This is a genomic window from Ramlibacter humi (assembly GCF_004681975.1).
GTDB lineage: Bacteria > Pseudomonadota > Gammaproteobacteria > Burkholderiales > Burkholderiaceae_C > Ramlibacter > Ramlibacter humi.
Map to the genome: position 1 here is coordinate 57,852 of NZ_SMLK01000005.1, position 17,417 is coordinate 75,268.

At 67.9% G+C, this 17,417-nt stretch carries 17 protein-coding genes; 11 read left to right on the top strand and 6 right to left on the bottom strand.

Annotated elements, in window-relative coordinates; genetic code table 11:
- Nucleotides 1-82: 82 nt before the first annotated feature.
- A complete protein-coding gene (locus tag EZ216_RS15075) occupies nucleotides 83-757 on the bottom strand; it encodes a Crp/Fnr family transcriptional regulator (protein ID WP_135250609.1) in 675 nt (224 codons plus the stop codon).
- A 168-nt stretch (nucleotides 758-925) separates the two neighbouring features.
- Between EZ216_RS15075 and trxB the strand changes: the two genes are divergently transcribed.
- The 3 genes from trxB to rpmG all read left to right on the top strand — a co-directional run bounded on the left by trxB (nucleotide 926) and on the right by rpmG (nucleotide 2,468).
- Complete coding sequence (gene trxB / locus EZ216_RS15080; protein WP_135250610.1) at nucleotides 926-1,876, top strand: thioredoxin-disulfide reductase; 951 nt, start codon at nucleotides 926-928, stop codon at nucleotides 1,874-1,876.
- A 169-nt stretch (nucleotides 1,877-2,045) separates the two neighbouring features.
- Nucleotides 2,046-2,279: a 50S ribosomal protein L28 gene (rpmB, locus tag EZ216_RS15085; RefSeq protein WP_135250611.1), complete on the top strand. Its 234-nt coding sequence runs from the start codon at nucleotides 2,046-2,048 to the stop codon at nucleotides 2,277-2,279.
- An 18-nt stretch (nucleotides 2,280-2,297) separates the two neighbouring features.
- On the top strand, nucleotides 2,298-2,468 hold the full coding sequence (gene rpmG / locus EZ216_RS15090) for a 50S ribosomal protein L33 (RefSeq protein WP_135250612.1): 171 nt from the start codon (nucleotides 2,298-2,300) through the stop codon (nucleotides 2,466-2,468).
- A gap of 88 nt (nucleotides 2,469-2,556) precedes the next feature.
- Here the strand turns inward: rpmG and EZ216_RS15095 are convergent, their stop codons facing one another.
- Complete coding sequence (locus EZ216_RS15095) at nucleotides 2,557-4,020, bottom strand: aminotransferase-like domain-containing protein (protein ID WP_135250613.1); 1,464 nt, start codon at nucleotides 4,018-4,020, stop codon at nucleotides 2,557-2,559.
- Nucleotides 4,021-4,214: 194 nt separating this feature from the next.
- Between EZ216_RS15095 and EZ216_RS15100 the strand changes: the two genes are divergently transcribed.
- Both EZ216_RS15100 and EZ216_RS15105 read left to right on the top strand, forming a co-directional pair.
- Nucleotides 4,215-4,715 carry a RidA family protein gene (locus tag EZ216_RS15100; protein ID WP_135250614.1) on the top strand — a complete coding sequence of 167 codons (501 nt, stop codon included), beginning with the start codon at nucleotides 4,215-4,217 and terminating at the stop codon, nucleotides 4,713-4,715.
- Nucleotides 4,705-5,007, top strand: a complete 303-nt coding sequence (locus EZ216_RS15105; protein ID WP_135250615.1) for a ParB N-terminal domain-containing protein — start codon at nucleotides 4,705-4,707, stop codon at nucleotides 5,005-5,007. Before EZ216_RS15100 ends, EZ216_RS15105 begins: the two co-directional genes overlap by 11 nt.
- A 12-nt stretch (nucleotides 5,008-5,019) precedes the next feature.
- Here the strand turns inward: EZ216_RS15105 and EZ216_RS15110 are convergent, their stop codons facing one another.
- The 3 genes from EZ216_RS15110 to purN all read right to left on the bottom strand — a co-directional run bounded on the left by EZ216_RS15110 (nucleotide 5,020) and on the right by purN (nucleotide 8,221).
- Entirely contained in the window at nucleotides 5,020-6,234 is a 1,215-nt protein-coding gene (locus EZ216_RS15110) for a DesA family fatty acid desaturase (protein ID WP_135250616.1), read from the bottom strand.
- Nucleotides 6,235-6,364: 130 nt separating this feature from the next.
- The gene (locus tag EZ216_RS15115; protein ID WP_135250617.1) at nucleotides 6,365-7,633 is read right to left on the bottom strand and encodes an RsmB/NOP family class I SAM-dependent RNA methyltransferase; all 1,269 of its coding nucleotides are present in this window, start codon (nucleotides 7,631-7,633) and stop codon (nucleotides 6,365-6,367) included.
- Between the two features lie 3 nt (nucleotides 7,634-7,636).
- A complete protein-coding gene (gene purN, locus EZ216_RS15120) occupies nucleotides 7,637-8,221 on the bottom strand; it encodes a phosphoribosylglycinamide formyltransferase (RefSeq protein WP_135250618.1) in 585 nt (194 codons plus the stop codon).
- A 101-nt stretch (nucleotides 8,222-8,322) separates the two neighbouring features.
- On the opposite strand from purN, the gene EZ216_RS15125 reads away from it, so the two are divergent.
- The 3 genes from EZ216_RS15125 (at nucleotide 8,323) to EZ216_RS15135 (ending at nucleotide 12,099) form a co-directional block, all read left to right on the top strand.
- On the top strand, nucleotides 8,323-9,504 hold the full coding sequence (locus EZ216_RS15125) for an acyl-CoA dehydrogenase family protein (protein WP_135250619.1): 1,182 nt from the start codon (nucleotides 8,323-8,325) through the stop codon (nucleotides 9,502-9,504).
- Nucleotides 9,505-9,519: 15 nt separating this feature from the next.
- Entirely contained in the window at nucleotides 9,520-10,632 is a 1,113-nt protein-coding gene (locus EZ216_RS15130) for an acyl-CoA dehydrogenase family protein (RefSeq protein WP_135250620.1), read from the top strand.
- An 84-nt stretch (nucleotides 10,633-10,716) separates the two neighbouring features.
- Complete coding sequence (locus tag EZ216_RS15135) at nucleotides 10,717-12,099, top strand: alpha/beta fold hydrolase (RefSeq protein WP_135250621.1); 1,383 nt, start codon at nucleotides 10,717-10,719, stop codon at nucleotides 12,097-12,099.
- A gap of 131 nt (nucleotides 12,100-12,230) precedes the next feature.
- Here EZ216_RS15135 and EZ216_RS15140 read toward each other — a convergent pair whose 3' ends face one another.
- The gene (locus EZ216_RS15140) at nucleotides 12,231-12,788 is read right to left on the bottom strand and encodes an HNH endonuclease (RefSeq protein ID WP_135250622.1); all 558 of its coding nucleotides are present in this window, start codon (nucleotides 12,786-12,788) and stop codon (nucleotides 12,231-12,233) included.
- A 134-nt stretch (nucleotides 12,789-12,922) separates the two neighbouring features.
- Between EZ216_RS15140 and EZ216_RS15145 the strand changes: the two genes are divergently transcribed.
- The 3 genes from EZ216_RS15145 to lspA all read left to right on the top strand — a co-directional run bounded on the left by EZ216_RS15145 (nucleotide 12,923) and on the right by lspA (nucleotide 17,399).
- Nucleotides 12,923-13,921, top strand: coding sequence for a bifunctional riboflavin kinase/FAD synthetase (locus tag EZ216_RS15145; RefSeq protein ID WP_135250623.1), 999 nt, complete (start codon nucleotides 12,923-12,925; stop codon nucleotides 13,919-13,921).
- A 122-nt stretch (nucleotides 13,922-14,043) separates the two neighbouring features.
- Nucleotides 14,044-16,902 carry an isoleucine--tRNA ligase gene (gene ileS / locus EZ216_RS15150; RefSeq protein ID WP_135250624.1) on the top strand — a complete coding sequence of 953 codons (2,859 nt, stop codon included), beginning with the start codon at nucleotides 14,044-14,046 and terminating at the stop codon, nucleotides 16,900-16,902.
- Nucleotides 16,902-17,399 (top strand): signal peptidase II, encoded by a 498-nt coding sequence (lspA, locus tag EZ216_RS15155; RefSeq protein ID WP_135250625.1) that lies wholly within the window; start codon nucleotides 16,902-16,904, stop codon nucleotides 17,397-17,399. Before ileS ends, lspA begins: the two co-directional genes overlap by 1 nt.
- Nucleotides 17,400-17,417 lie beyond the last annotated feature (18 nt).

The window sequence follows — 17,417 nt, forward strand, 5'->3', positions numbered from 1 at the left end:
GGCTGCCCCAGCCGTTCACCACTGCCGGTCCGCGCGAAGGCGGGTGGCGTGACGCCCGCGCAACGGCGGGCAAGCGAATGTTTCAGCCGAGCGTGCTGAGGCGGTCGCGCACCAGCATCGAGCCGTCTTCGCGCGTCTCGATGAAGCCGCGGTCTTCCAGGTCCTTCATCACGCGGCTGACCATCTCGCGCGAGGCACCGACCATCTTGGCGATGTCCTGGCGCGAGATGCGCTCGCGGATGACGTTGTTGCCGTCGCGATCGGGCGCCGCGAATTCCATCAGCGCGCGCGCCACCCGGCCGTACACGTCCATCAGCGCCAGCGACTCGATCTTGCGGTCGGCGTTTCGCAGGCGCTGCACCAGGCCCTTCATGATGGCGTAGGCCATCGAGCTGTTCTCCGGCAGGCAGCGCGCGAATTCCGCGCGGCCCAGGGCCAGCATGTCGGTCTGCACTTCGGCGCGCACCGTGGCCGAATGCGGCTCGTTGTCGATCAGGCTCATCTCGCCGATGTAGTCGCCGGGATTCAGCGTGGCGAGGATGACCTCGCGGCCGCGTTTGTCGGAGGTGACGACGCGCACACGGCCCGTGAGGATGATGAAGAGGGTGTTGGACTTTTCGCCCTGCTCCACCACCGTCTCGCCGCGCTTGAAGCGGCGCTTGACGACGGCGTCGGCGACGGCTTCGGCCTGGTTGGATGTCAGAAGCGCGAACAATGGCACCCGGCGGATCAGTTCCAGGTTCGACAGCATCGACATCCAGTTCCCTCCAAAGCCCGCGGGGGCAGGCCCTTGCGCAGTCGGTTCTTACAATCGGCAGGATTGAAACGCGCTGGCACCAAGGGCTTCGCCGGTGCTTGATACTGGCGTTTTCCGCCCCGAAATGTACACCGGCCCGTGATCTTTCCCACACGGGCACAGCACGCAATGAACACCCGCCACGCAAAAGTCCTGATCCTCGGCTCCGGTCCCGCCGGCTATACCGCCGCCGTTTACGCGGCCCGTGCCAACCTGCAGCCTCTCCTCATCACCGGCATCGCACAGGGCGGCCAGCTCATGACCACCACCGAGGTGGACAACTGGCCGGCCGACGTCAACGGCGTGCAGGGCCCCGAGCTGATGCAGCGTTTCCTGGAGCATGCCGAGCGCTTCAAGACCGAGATCGTGTTCGACCACATCAACAAGGTCGACTTCGGCAAGCGCCCCTTCACGCTCACCGGCGACAGCGGTACCTACACGTGCGACGCGCTGATTGTTGCCACGGGCGCATCGGCGAAGTACCTGGGCATCGAGTCCGAGCAGAAGTTCATGGGCAAGGGCGTCAGCGCCTGCGCCACCTGCGACGGCTTCTTCTACCGCGAGCAGGTCACCTGCGTGGTCGGCGGCGGCAACACCGCCGTGGAAGAGGCGCTGTACCTGTCGAACATCGCCAGCAAGGTCTACCTGATCCACCGCCGCGACAAGTTCCGCGCCGAGCCGATCCTGGTGGACAAGTTGATGGAGAAGGTAGCGGCCGGCAAGATCGAACTGAAGCTGTTCAAGCAGGTGGACGAGGTGCTGGGCGACGACTCCGGCGTCACCGGCGTGCGCCTGAAGGACACGCGCGACGGCAGCACCGAGGACCTGAAGACCCAGGGCTTCTTCGTCGCCATCGGCCACCACCCCAACACCGACATCTTCCACGGCCAGCTGGAGATGAAGGACGGTTACATCCTCACGAAATCGGGGCTGCAGGGTTTCGCCACCATGACCAGCGTGCCCGGCGTGTTCGCCGCCGGCGACGTGCAGGACCACGTGTACCGCCAGGCCATCACCAGCGCCGGCACCGGCTGCATGGCCGCCCTGGACGCCCAGCGGTTCCTGGAGCAGGAAGAGTAATCCCGCCTGCTATAATCGCGGGCTTTGCTGCTCGTGCGCCTGGGAAGGCGCGGGGCGGCCGATGGGCTACCGCCACCCTTTCTGGCGAGGTGAGGCGGCCGCGAGGCCCCGGGACGCAATCAGCGATCCGGTGCCGTCCAGTGGCCGCCGTTGATGATTGGAGTGCGTCATGGCACGCGTCTGCGAAGTGACGGGCAAGGGCCCGATGGTCGGGAACAACGTTTCCCACGCCAACAACAAGACCAAGCGCCGGTTCGAAGTGAACCTGCAATACCGCCGTTTCTGGGTCGAGAGCGAGAACCGCTGGGTGCGCCTGCGCATTTCCAACGCCGGCCTGCGCCTGATCGACAAGAAGGGCATCGAAACCGTGCTGGCGGACCTGCGGGCCCGCGGCCAGGCTTAATTCGCAAGGAGCACGACCATGGCAAGCAAAGGCGGCCGCGAGAAGATCAAGCTGGAGTCCACCGCGGGCACCGGCCACTTCTACACCACGAACAAGAACAAGAAGACGATGCCCGAGAAGATGTCGATCATGAAGTTCGACCCGAAGGCGCGCAAGCACGTCGAGTACAAAGAGACCAAGCTGAAGTGATGTGAGCGCGCCCCGGCGCGCGGTCATTTCAGTCCCCGCGAAGGCGGGGACCCAGGAAAGCCCCGCATCGCGGGGCTTTTCCTTTTTCCTACACGGCCGCCTGCGCCGCCGCCAGCCGCCCCAGCACTCGGTACGCCTCGTCGGTCTGCTCGGTGAATGCCTGCGCGCAGCTCACGCGGATGAAGTGCTCGTAACGGTCGGTGTTGGAAAACATCGCGCCGGGCGCGATGCGGATGCCTTCGCGCAGCGCCTCGCGGAACAGCACCGACGAACGCACGCCGGCCGGCAATTGCACCCACAGGCTCAGGCCGCCCGGCGGCAGGCGCAGCCGCGTGCCCGCGGGGAAATGGCGCGCGATCGCCTGCGCCGCCTGTTCCCGCTGCACGCGCAGCCGCGGGCGCAGGCGTTGCAGGTGACGCTCGAAAGCCGGGGCCCCCACCCAGCGCGCCGCCAGCAGCTGCGAGAACGCGGGCGTGTTGCGGCTCTGCGCAAACTTCAGCATCTGGATGCGCTCGTGCCAGCGGCCAGCGCTCATCCAGCCCTGGCGCAGGCCGGGCGCCAGCGTCTTGTTGAGCGACTCGCAGTACACGACGTGCCCGCTGGTGTCCCAGCTCTTGATCGGCCGCGGCCGCTCGTTCGCCTCGACGAAGGGCCGGTACGAGTCGTCCTCCACCAGCGCCAGGTCGTGCGTGCGGCAGAACGCGGCCAGCGCCGCCTTCTGCGCGTCGGGCATCAGCGTGCCCAGCGGCATTTGCAGGTCCGGCACGACGACGACCGCGCGCAGGCGCGGCTGCGTGCGCACGGCCAGGTCCAGCGCCTCCAGTGAGATGCCACTGGCCTGGCTGCACGGAATCTCCAGCGTCTTCAGCCCCAAGGATTCCACGCCCTGCAGCAGCCCGTAGTAGGTGGGCGATTCCACCGCCACCACGTCGCCCGGCTGGCAGACAGCCGTCAACGCCAGGTGCATGGCCTCGGTGTTGCCGACGGTCGCGAGCACCTGGTGCGGCGCCACGCGGATGCCCGCGTCCAGCGCGCGCAGTGCCATCGCGGCCTGGAAGTCCGGGTGCGTGGTCGCGGTGGACCGGCTCTGCGCCAGCAGGTTCGGCTGCTCGCGCAGCAGCGCGATGGCGGTCTTGTTCAACCAGGCCGTGTCGAACAGTTCCGGCCCCGGCGTCGCGCCGCCCAGGTCCACCTTCACGTCGGCGCGGCGCGCGCTTTCCACCAGCACCGAGATGCGCTCGTTGATGCCGGCGAAAGGATGGGCGCCCGCGACCGCTTCCAACGGCGCGCTCAGGTCGGCGTCCGCCACTTCCTCCAGTGGCGGCACCGCGATGCCGCGCACGAAGTAGCCCACGCGCGGACGCGCCTCCAGCCAGCCGCGCTCTTCCAGCAGCCGCAGCGTCTGCAGCGCGGTCGACAGGCTGATGCGGTGCCGGCGCATCAGCTCGCGCACGGAAGGCATGCGCATGCCGGTGCGCAGCGTGTTTTTCTCGATCGCCTGGCCGTAGTGCGAGGCGAGTTGCTGGTACAGGGGGCCGGCGGCAGGGGTCATCAGGTTCTCCGGCGGAAATCGTCGCCTGTTCCGGTGGGTCAGAACAGATACACGAAAGCCATGATTGAACCAGAACAGAGGGTGGAAACCGCTTCTGATGCCTCGGGCAGCCGCTTCCGCTGTGGCTGTTCGGGTTCCGGCCTCAGGCCTATCGTCTGTTCCGCCTCTCCAACCTGCCTTCCCGAAGGATTCCCATGATCGCCGATCGTGAAGCCACCCTCTTCCGTCTAGCCCATGAGCTGGGCCTGGACCCCGACGCCGAGCAGCGCATCGGCGGCATCTACACGCCGGTGGTGGTGCACAACGGCACGGCCTGGGTCAGCGGCCAGGTGCCCCGCGTGGGCAACGAAGTGATCGCCGTCGGCCGCGTGCCCGACCAGGCCCCGCTGGAGCTGGCGAAGAAAGGCGCGCGCGTTTCGGCACTGCGCGCGCTGATCCTGGTGCGGCAGGCCGCCGGCGGCCTGGACCGCATCGCGCAGGTGCTGCGCATGGGCGTGTACGTGCACAGCGCGCCGGACTTCGGTGGCCACAGCGAAGTGGGCGATGCCGCGTCCGAGGTGCTGTATTCGGTGCTGGGTCCGCAGGCGGGACGCCACTCGCGCACGTCGGTCGGCGTCGCGCAGTTGCCCAAGAGCGCTTCGGTGGAGATCGAACTGGCGGTCGCGCTGCAAGCGGAGGCCGGCGATGGACGCTGAATGGCGGCTCGCCCGGGGCCAACAACTGGTGCGGCCGGCTTCAACCGGTGACGAGTTCTTTTGTGCGGCGGGGTCGGTGCGCGTGCAATTCACCGGCGGCGCCATCCCCATGCCGGCACGGGTGCTCCACGCGGGCCAATCGCTGCGGGCGGCGGGAGCGGGCATCTTCACCGCGGAAGCCCTCGTGAAGGGCCACGGACGGTTCATGGCGGCACGCGAAGCCGGTGGCGAAACCGCGCCCCCCAAACGAAACAGCCTGCGGCTTTGGGGCCGCAGGCTGCTGTGGGGCTAGGGAGGCGCCGCTTCAGGCGTGCGCGGAGCGCAGCTTGAGCGAGAAGCGCTGAAGCGCCTCGATGCCGCTCTCTTCGGCGCGATGGCACCAGGCCTGCAGGTCGGCGGCCAGCTGTTCGCGCGAGTGCGAGGTGTTCAGCCACATCTGGCGCAGTTCCTCGCGCATGGTGACCATCTGGTCCAGCACCGGGTGCTCCGCACGCGCCTGCGCCAGCTTGGGGCGGGCCGACGCCGGCACACGGTCGTCGTCGCGGTGCAGCCAGCGCTTGGCGGACTTCAGCGGCGACAGGTCGGCGCCCTTTTCCTTCAGCACGGCGATCTCGTCCTTGCAGGCGCGGCGCATCTCGCGCGCGTAGCCCGCCATCACCTCGTAGCGGTGGGCGATGAGCGCTTCCAGCGTCTTCTCGTCGGCCACCGGCTTGATCTCGCCCAGGCGCAGCTTCGGCGGCACCTTCTTGACCTTGGCCCAGCCGATGCGCTGCATCAGCGTGATGTAGACCCAGCCGATGTCGAACTCGTACTTCTTGACCGAGAACTTGGCCGACGTGGGGTACGTGTGGTGGTTGTTGTGCAGTTCCTCACCACCGATGATCACGCCCCAGGGCGAGATGTTCGTGCTGGCGTCGGGCGCCTCGAAGTTGCGGTAGCCCCAGTAGTGGCCGATGCCGTTGATGATGCCGGCCGCGGTGATGGGGATCCACAGCATCTGCACCGCCCACACCGCCGCGCCGATGGCGCCGAACAGGGCCAGGTCGATCAGCAGCGTCAGGCCCACGCCCTGCCAGCTGTAGCGGGTGTACAGGTTGCGCTCGATCCAGTCATTGGGCACGCCATGGCCGAACTTGGCCAGCGTCTCCTGGTTCTTGGCTTCGGCGCGATACAGCTCGGAGCCGCGCCACAGCACGGTGTCGATGCCGCGCGTCTGCGGGCTGTGAGGGTCGTCCTCGGTCTCGCACTTGGCGTGGTGCTTGCGGTGGATGGCGACCCATTCCTTGGTCACCATGCCGGTGCCCAGCCACAGCCAGAAGCGGAAGAAGTGCGACGGGATGGGGCCCAGGTCCATCGCGCGGTGCGCCTGCGTGCGGTGCAGGAAGATGGTGACCGCGGCGATGGTGATGTGGGTGGTGAACAGCGTGTACAGGACGATCTGCCACCAGTGCAGGTCCCACAGGCCGTGGGCCAGCCAGTCGATCGCCGCGTTCAGCACGGCCCAGTCGGGAAGCAACATAAAGCTCGGTTCTCTCTTTCAGCAGGCGCGGCGAAAGAAAGGGGTGCCGCAACCCATCCGAGCGATTCTAGGGCCGGGGGTTCCTGTCAAGCCAATGATTCGCCCTAAGGCGCCGATAAGCTGATCCGCGTCAACTTTTCTGCCACGCCGCGGCGAAAAAGCCGTCCGTGCCGTGCCGGTGCGGCCAAAGTCGCAGGTACAGGCCGCCGTCGGGCCCGCCGCTCGTCAGTCGATCGTCAGCGACCTTGGCCGAACCCAGCAGTTCGGCCACCGCCAGCGGCCTGAACTGCTGAGCTTCGGCGGTGAAAGCCTCCGCGATGTCTTCGTTTTCCGCACGCAGCACGCTGCACGTGGCATAGATGAGCCGCCCGCCGGGCTTCAGCAATCGGGCCGCGCTGCGCAGGATGGCGGCCTGCTTCACGGTCATTTCCTGCACGGCCTGCGGGCTCTGCCGCCACTTCAGGTCGGGATTGCGGCGCAAGGTGCCCAGGCCCGAGCACGGCGCATCGACGATCACCCGGTCGATCTTGCCGGCCAGCCGCTTGACGCGTTCATCGCGCTCATGCGCGATGGCGGCCGGGTGCACGTTGCTGAGCTTGCTGCGCGCCAGGCGGGGTTTGAGCGCATCCAGGCGATGCGCCGAGGTGTCGAACGCGTACAGCCGCCCCGTGTTGCGCATGGCCGCGCCGATGGCCAGCGTCTTGCCGCCGGCGCCGGCGCAGAAGTCCACGACCATCTCGCCGCGCTTGGCGTCCAGCAGCAGCGCCAGCAGCTGCGACCCTTCGTCCTGCACCTCCACCGCGCCGCGCGCGAAAGCGTCCAGCTTGTTGATGGCGGGCTTGCCGTCCAGCCGCAGGCCCCACGGCGAATACGGCGTTGGCCGGGCCTTCACGCCGGCCAGTTCCAGTTCGTGGCGCACGTCGTCGCGCTTGTCGGTGAACGCATTCACGCGCAGGTCCAGCGGCGCGGGTTCGTTCAGGCTTTCGGCCAGCGGCCAGAACGCCTCGCCCAGCTGCTCCTTCAGCGGCTGCGCCAGCCACTCGGGCAGGTTGTGGCGATGCCGCTCGAGCAGGCCGTTCGCGTCGATGGCGTCGCACTGGGCGAGCCAGTCTTTCTCCTGCGCGTTCAGCGCGGCGGCCAGGAAATCGCGCGGCCCCTGGAACCCCAGGATGGCCAGCCGCCGCGCCTTGGGCCCGCTGCCGGACGGCGCGAAGTGGTCGAACAGCAGCTTGCGCCGCAGCACGGCGTACGTGGTTTCGGCCAACGTCGCGCGCTCGCGCGGACCCAGCGAGCGGTGCTCGCGGAAGTAGCGCGACACCACGGCGTCGGCGGGGTGGTCGAAGCGCAGCACCTGCTCCAGCAGGTCGGCGCAGGCGTCCAGCACGGCTTTCGGATGCATCGCTCAGGCGCCCTGGTGGAAAAACGATTCGACGGCGCGCGGATACACCAGGTGCTCCTGCGTCAGCACGCGCGCGGCCAGCGACTCTTCCGTGTCGTCCGGCAGGATGGGAACCGCGATCTGGTCGAGGATGGGACCGTGGTCCAGCTCGGCCGTCACCTGGTGCACGGTGGCGCCCGCGACACGGCAGCCCGCTTCGATGGCGCGGCGGTGCGTGTGCAGGCCCGGGAAAGCCGGCAGCAGCGAGGGATGGATGTTGAGCAGCCGGCCCTCGTAGTGCGCCACGAACCCCGGCGTGAGGATGCGCATGAACCCGGCCAGCACCACCAGCGCGGGCTGGTGGGCGTCGATGGCCTTGACCAACTCCGCCTCGAACGCCTCGCGCGACGGGAACGGCTTGTGGTCCACCACCGCCGTGGCCAGGCCCTGCTCGCGCGCGAAAGAAAGGCCGCCGGCGTCCGCCCGGTTGCTGATGACCGCGGCCACCCGCGCACCCAGGCGCTCCGCCCAGCCGCGCTGACGCGAGGCCCGCACGATCGCGGCCATGTTCGAGCCGCCTCCGGAGATGAGGATCACGATGTTCTTCATGGGAAGCCCGGGATTATCCCGTTTGTCGCGACTCGGACAGAAAGAAAAGCACGGGCGTGCTAGAAACCCGGGTTGATCGCATCACGCGGAGAGCACCCACCATGGATTTGGCCTTCACGCCCGAGGAACAGAAGTTCCGGCAAGACATTCGCGCCTGGGTGCGCGAGAACCTGCCCAAGGAGATTTCGGACAAGGTGCACAACAGCCTGCACCTGACGCGCGAGGACATGCAGCGCTGGGCCAAGATCCTGGGCAAGAAGGGCTGGCTGGGTTACGGCTGGCCCAAGGAATTCGGCGGCCCGGGCTGGAACGCGGTGCAGAAGCACCTGTTCGAGGAAGAACTCGCCCTGGCCGGCGCGCCGCGCATCGTGCCGTTCGGCCCGGTGATGGTGGCGCCGGTGATCATGGCTTTCGGCAACGCCGAACAGCAGAAGCGTTTCCTGCCCGGCATCGCCAGCGGCGAAGTCTGGTGGAGCCAGGGCTACAGCGAGCCCGGCTCGGGCTCGGACCTCGCCTCACTGAAGACGCGCGCCGAGCGCAAGGGCGACAAGTACATCGTCAACGGCCAGAAGACCTGGACCACGCTGGGCCAGTACGGCGACTGGATGTTCAACCTGGTGCGCACCAGCACCGAAGGCAAGCCGCAGACCGGCATCTCCTTCCTGCTGCTGGACATGAAGTCCAAGGGCGTCACCGTGCGCCCGATCATCATGCTGGACGGCGGCCACGAGGTGAACGAAGTCTTCTTCGACAACGTGGAAGTGCCCGCCGAGAACCTGATCGGCGAGGAGAACAAGGGCTGGACCTACGCCAAGCACCTGCTGTCGCACGAGCGCACCAACATCGCCGACGTCAACCGCGCCAAGCGCGAACTGGAACGCCTGAAGCGCATCGCCAAGGCCGAGAACGTCTATGACGACCAGCGCTTCCGCGACGAGATCGCCAAGCTGGAAGTGGACATCGTCGCGCTGGAGATGCTGGTGCTGCGCGTGCTGTCGGCCGAGAAGTCGGGCAAGAACGCGCTGGACATCGCGGGGCTCCTGAAGATCAAGGGCAGCGAGATCCAGCAGCGCTACACCGAACTCATGATGCTGGCGGGCGGCCCGTACAGCGTGCCCTTCATCAAGGAAGCGATGGCGGCGGGCTGGCAGGGCGACTTCCCCGGCGGCGCGCTGGGGCTGGCGCCGCTGGCGGCGACGTACTTCAACATGCGCAAGACCACCATCTACGGCGGCTCGAACGAAGTTCAGCGCAACATCATCGCGCAGACCGTTCTCGGCTGAACCTGGAGACAAGACATGGATTTCGATTTTTCCGACGACCAGGAACAGCTGCGCGACGCGGTGCGCAAGTGGGTGGACCGCGGCTACGACTTCGAGCGCCGGCGTGCGGCCGTGAAGGCCGGCGGCTTCGACCGCAAGACCTACGGCGAACTCGCCGAGCTGGGCCTCACCGGCCTGTACGTGCCCGAGGACCATGGCGGCATGGGCATGGGCCCGGTCGAAGGCATGGTGGTGATGGAAGAACTGGGACGCGGCATCGTGCTGGAGCCGCTGGCGCAGGCGCTCATCGCCGGCGCGGTGATCAACGGCTACGCGCCCGACGCGGTGAAGTCCGAGTGGCTGCCGAAGATCGCTTCCGGTGAAGGGCTGGTCGTGCTGGCCTACCAGGAGCGCAAGGCGCGCTACCGGCTCGACGTGTGCGAAGCCACGGCCATGCAGGCCGGCGGCTCCTGGAAAGTCAGCGGCACCAAGAGCATCGTGGCCGCCGGTGACCAGGCCGACGCGTATCTCGTGCCCGCCAAGGCGAACGGCAAGCTCGCCCTGTTCCTGGTGGCCAAGGGCGCCGGCGTCAGCGCCAACGGCTACACCACCATGGACGGCGGCCGCGCGGCCGAAGTGAAATTCCAGGACGCGGCTGCCACGCTGGTGACGCAGGACGGCCTCGCGGCGCTGGAGCACGCGGTGGACGTCGGCATCGCCGCCACCTGCGCCGAAGGCGTGGGCGCCATCGACAAGACCATGCAGCTGACCGCCGAGTACATGAACACTCGCAAGCAGTTCGGCGTGACCATCGCCAGCTTCCAGGCGCTGCGCCACCGCATGGCCGACATGAAGATGCAGCAGGAGCTGGCGCGATCCATGAGCTACTACGCCAGCCTGAAACTCAACGCGCCCGCCGAAGAGCGCCGCCGCGCGCTGGCGCGCGCCAAGTACCAGCTGGGCGTGGCGATGCGCTTCATCGGCCAGGCCTCCGTGCAGTTGCACGGAGGCATCGGCGTGACCGACGAATACGTGGGCAGCCACTACTTCAAGAAACTCACCCAGCTGGAGCTGACCTTCGGGGACACGCTGCACCACCTGGGCGAGGTGTCCTCGCGCATGCAGGACACGGCCGGCGTCTTCGCGTGATGCGGCGGCGCTAGAAGTTGCGCGGCCCGAGGCGAAAGCCCGGGCCGTTTTCATTTCCGCAAGAACAATACCGAAGGAGACGCCATGACCACCCGCCGACAACTTCTGGCCGCGCCCGCGGCCGCCCTGCTGCTGGCCGCCTGCGCCGGCGGCCCGACGGCGTCCAACCCGCCCGAGATGCCTCCCATCGTCTTCGTCCACGGCAATGGCGACAGCGCCTCGATCTGGCAATCCACGCTCTGGCGGTTCGAATCCAACGGCTGGCCGCGCGACCGTCTGCACGCCATCGACGTGCCCTACCCGCTGGCGCGCGACGACGACACCAAGGCGCAGCCCGGCCGCACTTCGACGGCGGAACACATGGCCTATCTCAAGGCGGAAGTCGAGAAGGTGCTCAAGGCCACCGGCGCGAAACAGGTCGTGCTGATCGGCAACTCGCGCGGCGGCTATGCCATCCGCAACTACGTCGCCAACGGCGGTGGCGCCGCGGTGGTCAGCCACGCCATCCTGGGCGGCACGCCCAACCACGGCGTGTGGTCGCTGCCGGACTTCTCGCTAAACAGCGAGTTCAACGGCGCAGGGCCTTTCCTGAAGGCGCTGAACACGCCGAAGGACGCCGCCGGCAACGAGGTCACCGGCCCGGTGAAGTGGATGACCATCCGCTCCGACAGCAACGACAAGTTCGCGCAGCCGGACGGCCTTTGGATCGGCCGCCGCGGCCAGCCCACCAACGTGACGTTCGCCGGACCCGAGCTCAAGGGCGCCACCAACGTGGTGATCCCGCGCGTCGACCACCGCGAGACTTCGTTCTCGCCGGCCGCGTTCGACGCGATGTACCGCTTCCTGACCGGCCGTGCACCGGCCTCGCCGGACGGCACGCCGGAAGCGCGCGTCGTGCTGTCAGGCAAGGTCACGGGCCTGGGCTTGTCGTCCACGGATCCCGCTTCCGGCAGCTTCTCCAACAACCTGCCGCTGCCTGGCGCGAAGCTGGACGTGTACGCCATCGACCCGATCACCGGCGAGCGGCGCGGCGCCGCGGCGCACAGCCAGACCGTCGGCGCCGACGGCCGCTGGGGCCCGTTCAACGCCGACGGTGACGCGCGCTACGAGTTCGTGATCACGGCGCCCGGCTACGCCACCACGCACATCTACCGCAGCCCCTTCCCGCGCTCCAGCGCGCTGGTGAACATGCGTCCCGAGCGCGTGCCTGATGCGGACAAGAACGCACCGTCGCTCGTCATCCTGAACCGCCCGCGCGGCTACCTGGACCCCGCCCGCGACAGGATGGCCTTCGACGGCCAGAGCCCGCCCCCCGGCGCGGTGCTCGGCGCGGGCGTCTCCTCCTCGCGCATCAAGCCCGCCGGCCTGCCCCGCCCGGTGATGGCGGAGTTCAACGGCGAAAAGCTGGTCGGCCGCAGTTGGCCCTTGCCCGAGAACCACGTCTCGGTGTTGGAACTGACCTACTGACTGGATCCCCGCCTGCGCGGGGATGACGGCGCCAGGATCACCAGCGGTTCGCTCCCTCTCCCCCTCGGGGGAGAGGGCTGGGGTGAGGGGGTTCGTGAAGCCGCAGCAAGCGCGCCCAAGAGTTCAAGACTTCAGGAATGAAGTCTTGAACTCTTGGGCAGATGCGCCATCAAGAATTCCATCTGGTCCGCCAAGATCCGGCGGTTGCGCAGGATGAAGTCTTCCCACAGGCTGGGCACGTACGGCGCGTACAGCAGCGGCATGTGCGCCTGTTCCGGCGTGCGGTTGCTCTTGCGGTGGTTGCAGGCGCGGCAGGCCGTCACCACGTTCATCCAGTGGTCCTTGCCGTTCTGGGCGAAGGGGATGATGTGCTCGCGGGTGAGCTCCGGCTCGTGGAAGTCGCCGCCGCAGTACGCGCAGACGTTGCGGTCGCGGGCGAAGAGCTTGCCGTTGGTGAGGCCCGGCTTGAGGTCGAAGGGGTTGATGTTCGGCACGCCCTTGGTGCCGATGATGCTGGCCACGGTGATGACCGACTGCTCGCCCGTCACCGCGTTGTGCCCGCCCCTGAACACGGCCACCTGCGCGCCCACTTCCCAGCGCACCTCATCGGCGGCGTAGTGCAGCACGGCCTGCTCCAGCGAGATCCAGGACTGCGGCAGACCCTGGGCGGACAGCTTCAGAACCTTCAAGACTTTCGCTCCTTCATCAACACGAGGCCAACAGGGAACGGGACAGCAAGCACAATATACCCTGATTCGATGACACTCCGCCGTGCCGCGCCCTGTAGCGAGCGCGCGCGGTGCTATCAAAAAGATACCGACCGATGCGGACCTTCCGCGGCTTCCACCACCCCGGCATCGCGCCCGCGTGCGCCGTGACCATCGGCAACTTCGACGGCGTGCACCGCGGCCACCAGGCGATGCTGGCGCTGCTGAACAGCGAGGCGCGCCACCGCGGCGTGCCCAGCTGCGTGCTGACCTTCGAGCCCCACCCGCGCGACTACTTCGCCCGCGTGGCGCGCAAGCCCGAGATGGCGCCCGCCCGCATCGCCACGCTGCGCGACAAGCTCTCGGAGCTGGCCGCCTGCGGCGTCGACCAGTGCATCGTCCTTCCCTTCGACGCGCGCCTGTCCAGCCAGGTTCCCGAAGCATTCATCGACGACGTGCTGGTGGGCGGCCTGGGCGCGAAATACGTACTGGTGGGCGACGACTTCCGCTTCGGCGCGCGCCGCGCGGGCGACTACGCCATGCTGGACGCGGCCGGCCAGCGCCTGGGTTTCGACGTCGCGCGCATGAACAGTTACGAAGTGCACAACCTGCGCGTGTCCAGTTCGGCCGTGCGCGAAGCGCTGGCCCGCGGCGACATGGACGCCGTGGAAGCGTTGCTGGGCCGCCCCTACAGCATCAGCGGCCACGTGGTGCATGGGCGCAAGCTTGGGCGCGAGCTGGGCTTCCCCACCATCAACCTGCGCTTCTCGCACTGGAAGCCGGCCGCCAGCGGCATCTTCGTGGTGCAGGTGCACGGCCTGGCCGAAGAGCCGCTGCCCGGCGTGGCCAACCTGGGCATCCGGCCCTCGCTGGACCCCAACGACGCCAACGGCGGCCGCGTGCTGCTGGAAACGCACTGCCTGCGGTGGCCCGCCGGCCTCGGCCTGGAGGGGGGGTACGGTAAAATCATCCGGGTGGACCTGCTCAACAAACTGCACGACGAGCTGAAGTACGACGGCCTGGATTCGCTGCGGGCCGGCATCGCGCGCGACTGCGACGAGGCCCGCGCGTACTTCGCGTCCACCCGCCGCCAGACCACGCGCGACCGAATTTAGGGCGGGACGTTTCCGTTCGCCGCCCTCCATCGACAAGCTCAGGGCGATCGGACCTCCCGCACCCGCGAAACAGCACCAGCTCCCGTTCGGGCTGAGCCTGTCGAAGCCTTGCAAGGCAGAAGATGTCCGACTCCAAGACCGATTACCGCGCCACCCTCAACCTGCCCGACACCCCGTTCCCCATGCGCGGCGACCTGCCCAAGCGCGAGCCGGGCTGGGTGAAGCAGTGGGAGGACGAAGGCCTGTACAAGCGCCTGCGCGACGCCCGCAAGGGCCGCCAGAAGTTCGTGCTGCACGACGGCCCGCCATACGCGAATGGCGCCATCCACATGGGCCACGCGGTCAACAAGATCCTGAAGGACATGATCGTCAAGTCGCGCCAGCTCAAGGGCCTGGACGCGGCCTACATCCCGGGCTGGGACTGCCACGGCCTGCCGATCGAGAACGCCATCGAGAAGAAGTTCGGCCGCAACCTGCCGCGCGACGAGATGCAGGCCAAGAGCCGCGCCTTCGCCACCGAGCAGATCGACCTGCAGCGCGCCGGCTTCAAGCGCCTGGGCGTGCTGGGCGACTGGGACCACCCGTACAAGACGATGGAATTCGTCACCGAGGCCAACGAGATCCGCGCGTTCAAGCGCGTCATCGAGCGCGGCTTCGTCTACCGCGGCCTCAAGCCCGTGTACTGGTGCTTCGACTGTGGCTCCTCGCTGGCCGAGTTCGAGATCGAGTACGCCGACAAGAAGTCGCAGACGCTGGACGTCGGCTTCCTGGCCAACGACCCCGCGGCACTGGCCAAGGCTTTCGGCCTGCCCCAGTTGCCCAAGGCGCAGGACGCCTTCGTGGTGATCTGGACCACCACCGCGTGGACCATCCCCGCCAACCAGGCTCTGAACCTCAACCCCGAGCTCGACTACTCGCTGGTGGACACCTCGCGCGGCTACCTGGTGCTGGCCAGCACGCTGGTGGAAAAGTGCCTGGAGCGCTTCCACATGCAGGGCGGCACCGTGGTGGCCACGGTGAAGGGCCAGGCGCTGGACGCGCTGGAGTTCCGCCACCCGCTGTACGACGTCAACGATGCGTACAAGCGCCTGTCGCCCGTGTACCTGGCCGACTACGCCACGGCGGAAGACGGCACCGGCATCGTGCACTCCTCGCCCGCCTACGGCCTGGACGACTTCAACAGCTGCATCGCGCACGGCGTGAAGTACGACGACATCCTCAACCCCGTGCAGGGCAACGGCAGCTACGCGGCCGACTTCGCGCTGTTCGGCGGCCAGAACATCTGGAAGGCCGTGCCGGCCATCATCGAGACCCTCGAGAAAGCCGGCCGCCTGTTCGCCACCGCCCCCATCCAGCACAGCTACCCGCACTGCTGGCGCCACAAGTCGCCGGTGATCTACCGCGCCGCGGCGCAGTGGTTCGTGCGCATGGACGAAGGCGAAGGCGTGTTCACCCGGGACAAGGCGCCCGCCACGCTGCGCCAGATGGCGCTGGCCGCCATCGAGGAGACCGGCTTCTTCCCCGAGAACGGCCGCGCCCGCCTGCGCGACATGATCGCGGGCCGCCCCGACTGGTGCATCAGCCGCCAGCGCAGCTGGGGCGTGCCGCTGCCCTTCTTCCTGCACCGCGACACCCACGAACTGCACCCGAAGACGATGGAGATCCTCGACATCGCCGCGGACATGGTGCAGGCCGGCGGCATCGAAGCGTGGAGCAAGGCCACGCCGGAGGGCATCCTGGCCAAGGTCGGCGCCGCGGCGGACGCGGCGCAATACAACAAGAGCACCGACATCCTGGAGGTGTGGTTCGACTCCGGCACCACGCACACCACGGTGCTGAAAGGCTCGCACGCGGGCGCCGGCCACGACACCGGCCCCGAGGCCGACCTGTACCTGGAAGGCCACGACCAGCACCGCGGCTGGTTCCACTCTTCGCTGCTCACGGCTTGCGCGATGTACGGCCGCGCGCCCTATCGCGGTCTGCTCACCCACGGGTTCACCGTGGACAGCCAGGGCCGCAAGATGAGCAAGTCGCTGGGCAACGGCATCGAGCCGCAGGAGACGTGGAACAAGCTGGGCGCCGAGATCATCCGCCTGTGGGTGGCCGCGTCCGACTACTCCGGCGACATCGCCGGCGACGACAAGATCCTGGCCCGCGTGGTGGATGCGTACCGCCGCATCCGCAACACGCTGCGCTTCCTGCTGGCCAACGTCAGCGACTTCGATCCCGCCAAGGACGCCGTGCCGGTGGGCGAGATGCTGGAGATCGACCGCTACGCCATGAGCCGCGCGTCGCAGTTCCAGGCCGAGGTGCTGGCGCACTACGAGGTGTACGAATTCCACCCCGTCGTGTCCAAGCTGCAGGTGTACTGCTCCGAGGACCTGGGCGCGTTCTACCTGGACGTGCTGAAGGATCGCCTGTACACCACCGCGCCCAAGTCGCACGCGCGCCGCAGCGCCCAGACCGCGCTGTGGAACATCACGCACGCCATGCTGCGCTGGATGGCGCCTTTCCTCAGCTTCACCGCCGAGGAAGCGTGGAAGGTGTTCGGCACCAGCGATTCCATCTTCATCGAGGAATACGCCGAACTCGGCTCGCCCGACGAGGCGCTGCTGGCCAAGTGGAACCGCATCCGCGAAATCCGCGACGCCGCCAACAAGGAGATCGAAGCCGTGCGCGCCGAAGGCAAGGTGGGCTCCTCGCTGCAGGCCACCCTGCGCGTCACCGCTCCGGAAGGCGACCTGGCGCTGCTGCGCAGCCTGGAGGACGACCTGAAGTTCATCTTCATCGTCTCGGCAGCGCAATTGCAGGACGTGGCGGGTTCGGAACTGCAGGTGCAGGTCGTGCCTTCGCATGACACCAAGTGCGAGCGTTGCTGGCACTGGCGCGCCGACGTCGGCAGCGACCCCGCGCATCCGGAGATCTGCGACCGCTGCGTGAGCAACCTGTACGGGGCCGGCGAAAACCGGAAGCACGCCTGATGGCCCGGGGCAATTCCGCGAGGGGCGGCGGCATGCTGCCCTGGCTGGGCCTGGCGCTCATCGTCCTGATCGCCGACCAGTTCACCAAGGTCCTGATCCTGGGTTACTACAGGCTGGGCGACTCCACCTACGTGCTGCCGTTCTTCAACGTGGTCCGGGCCCACAACACGGGCGCGGCGTTCTCGTTCCTGGCAGCGGCCTCGGGCTGGCAGCGCTGGCTGTTCACCGGCATCGCCGTGGCGGCCACCATCTTCATCCTGTGGCTGCTGCGCACCCACGCCGGCCAGAAGCTCTTCTGCTTCGCCCTGGCCTGCATCCTGGGCGGCGCGGTGGGCAACCTGGTCGACCGCCTGCTGCATGGCTACGTGGTGGACTTCCTGCAGTTCCACTGGGCCGGCTGGTACTTCCCGGCCTTCAACGTGGCCGACAGCGCCATCACGGTGGGCGCCATCGCGCTGATCCTCGACGAGCTTCTCAGGGTTCGCCGCAGTCGCTGACCCCTCCGCGCGAGGCAC

Coding starts and splice junctions, on each gene's coding strand:
- EZ216_RS15075 (WP_135250609.1), bottom strand. CDS start 757: ATGTCGATGCTGTCGAACCTGGAACTGATCCGCCGGGTGCCATTGTTC.
- trxB (WP_135250610.1), top strand. CDS start 926: ATGAACACCCGCCACGCAAAAGTCCTGATCCTCGGCTCCGGTCCCGCC.
- rpmB (WP_135250611.1), top strand. CDS start 2,046: ATGGCACGCGTCTGCGAAGTGACGGGCAAGGGCCCGATGGTCGGGAAC.
- rpmG (WP_135250612.1), top strand. CDS start 2,298: ATGGCAAGCAAAGGCGGCCGCGAGAAGATCAAGCTGGAGTCCACCGCG.
- EZ216_RS15095 (WP_135250613.1), bottom strand. CDS start 4,020: ATGACCCCTGCCGCCGGCCCCCTGTACCAGCAACTCGCCTCGCACTAC.
- EZ216_RS15100 (WP_135250614.1), top strand. CDS start 4,215: ATGATCGCCGATCGTGAAGCCACCCTCTTCCGTCTAGCCCATGAGCTG.
- EZ216_RS15105 (WP_135250615.1), top strand. CDS start 4,705: ATGGACGCTGAATGGCGGCTCGCCCGGGGCCAACAACTGGTGCGGCCG.
- EZ216_RS15110 (WP_135250616.1), bottom strand. CDS start 6,234: ATGTTGCTTCCCGACTGGGCCGTGCTGAACGCGGCGATCGACTGGCTG.
- EZ216_RS15115 (WP_135250617.1), bottom strand. CDS start 7,633: ATGCATCCGAAAGCCGTGCTGGACGCCTGCGCCGACCTGCTGGAGCAG.
- purN (WP_135250618.1), bottom strand. CDS start 8,221: ATGAAGAACATCGTGATCCTCATCTCCGGAGGCGGCTCGAACATGGCC.
- EZ216_RS15125 (WP_135250619.1), top strand. CDS start 8,323: ATGGATTTGGCCTTCACGCCCGAGGAACAGAAGTTCCGGCAAGACATT.
- EZ216_RS15130 (WP_135250620.1), top strand. CDS start 9,520: ATGGATTTCGATTTTTCCGACGACCAGGAACAGCTGCGCGACGCGGTG.
- EZ216_RS15135 (WP_135250621.1), top strand. CDS start 10,717: ATGACCACCCGCCGACAACTTCTGGCCGCGCCCGCGGCCGCCCTGCTG.
- EZ216_RS15145 (WP_135250623.1), top strand. CDS start 12,923: ATGCGGACCTTCCGCGGCTTCCACCACCCCGGCATCGCGCCCGCGTGC.
- ileS (WP_135250624.1), top strand. CDS start 14,044: ATGTCCGACTCCAAGACCGATTACCGCGCCACCCTCAACCTGCCCGAC.
- lspA (WP_135250625.1), top strand. CDS start 16,902: ATGGCCCGGGGCAATTCCGCGAGGGGCGGCGGCATGCTGCCCTGGCTG.